Source organism: Candidatus Glomeribacter gigasporarum BEG34, assembly GCF_000227585.1.
GTDB lineage: Bacteria > Pseudomonadota > Gammaproteobacteria > Burkholderiales > Burkholderiaceae > Glomeribacter > Glomeribacter gigasporarum_B.
The window spans coordinates 1-1,802 of the sequence record NZ_CAFB01000114.1; the positions used below are offsets into that span (position 1 = coordinate 1).

The following is a 1,802-nucleotide window of genomic DNA, read 5'->3' on the forward strand; positions in this document are numbered from 1 at the left end:
ACGCGCACATACGATTCGCGTGATGGGGCGCGGCAAATGCGCCGATCTGGTGGATTGCGCAGCGCTTTGGCCCGGCGGGCAGATCAGCGGGGCGTCGGCGCTCGCGATTGCGCAAAAACTTGCGCAGCCCTACGGGATCACGGTGCGGGCAAGCAGCGATGCGGGGCCGGTGATTCCGCAGTTCAATCTGATGCTTGGAGAAAGCGCGTTTGAAGTGATCGAGCGGATTTGCCGCACCAGCGCGCTCCTTGCGTATGAGGAACCGGACGGAAATCTGTTGCTCGCCCGCGTGGGAAAAGCGCGGGCGGCGGGCGCGTTGATTCAGGGCGTAAATGTGCAAAGCGCGCGCGCCGTCTATTCGATGGATCAGCGCTATTCAGAATATATTGCGCTGCTGCAATCGGTGGATACGCTTGCCGATGCGGGCGAGGGCGGCAATCTGCTGGCGAAAGCGCATGACCCAGGCGTTCAGCGCGCGCGCACGCGCCTCATCATCGCGGAGGCAGGCAGCGGCGGCCAGGAGGTGGCGAAAAAGCGCGTCGAATGGGAAGCCGCGCGCAGAGCGGGCCGTTCTTCCCAGCTGTGCGTGACCACAGACCGTTGGCGAGATGCCAGCGGTGCATTATGGACGCCGAACACGCAGATCGAGGTCAGGATTCCGGCGATGCAGACGGAAGGCAACGCCTGGGTATTGGCCGAAGTGCGCTATCAGCGCAATGCAAACGGCACCACCGCTGAACTGCTGCTCATGCCGCCGAACGCCTTTACGCCGCAGCCTGTGGTGTTGCAGCCCTATGACGCGGATATTCCCGCCTTTCCATCATGAACAGCCATGAACGGATGAGAATGAACGATCAAACCCTGCCCGCGGGACTGGAGCGCCTGTTCCGGCGCGTGATGCTGATGATCGGGCGGGGGCGCTTAACGACCGGACGGGATGACGGCCCGGTGCAACGGCATCAGGCGCGGCTCGGCGCTTTGGAGGTGCGCGATCACACCCCGCGCCTGGCCGAGTACGGATTCGCCTCGATGCCGCCCGTGGGGAGTGATGCCGTCGTGGTCTTTATTGGCGGCGACCGCTCGAACGGCGTGATCATCGCAACCGGCCATCAGGCGTCCAGACTGAACCACCTGAAAGCGGGCGAAGCGGCGCTCTATGACGATTTGGGCCAGCGCGTGATTCTGACGCGGCACGGGATTGTGATCGAGGGCGCGGGCTTGCCCGTGACCCTCCGGAATACGCCGGAAGTGACGCTCAAAGCCAGCGCCAAGGTTCGGATTGAAGCGCCGGTCTTGGAATGCACCGGCCAGATCATCGACCAATGCAATGCCGGCGGGCGCAGCATGGCGCACATGCGCGCCGTCTATGACGCGCATACGCACGGTGGCATTGAGCGCGGCGGCAGCCAGACGCAACCGCCCAGGCAAACGACTTAAAAATTTAAGTCAAAGACGTTGACAGGAGTTACGCATCATGAGCAAACAACTTCCAGCCGCACGCTTTTGGGCGCTTTGGGCCGTGGCATTTCTGGTGGGTGCGGGCTATTTCCTTGCGCACGCGAGATGGTTATTTCCAGGTCAATAAACCCGTTTCAGCGGCAAAGAATAAAGCCGCTATCGAGTCGTCAAGATGTTTGAACTGATCCACCGTTCACCCGTATTGCAGCGCATGATGTGGGCGCTGATCTTGATCTTGTTGATTCATGCGGTGCGCTGGTGGTAATCGCATGAACGATATTCCTATCCGCTGGTCAGCCGAATCTGGCGCGGGCGACTGGTCGCCGGACAGCGCGGAGGTCAGC

The 1,802-nt window shown here is 61.7% G+C and carries 2 protein-coding genes; both read left to right on the forward strand.

Going from position 1 to position 1,802, the window contains the following annotated elements:
- Positions 1-826 (forward strand): phage baseplate assembly protein (locus CAGGBEG34_RS09320; protein WP_042688529.1); only part of this gene is annotated, 826 nt, incomplete at its 5' end.
- The gene (locus CAGGBEG34_RS09325) at positions 823-1,437 is read left to right on the forward strand and encodes a phage baseplate assembly protein V (protein ID WP_006683369.1); all 615 of its coding nucleotides are present in this window, start codon (positions 823-825) and stop codon (positions 1,435-1,437) included. The genes CAGGBEG34_RS09320 and CAGGBEG34_RS09325, both read left to right, overlap by 4 nt.
- Positions 1,438-1,802 lie beyond the last annotated feature (365 nt).

Bases quoted from the DNA above. Each gene is read 5' to 3' on its own strand.
- CAGGBEG34_RS09325 (WP_006683369.1), top strand. From the start codon at position 823: ATGAACAGCCATGAACGGATGAGAATGAACGATCAAACCCTGCCCGCG.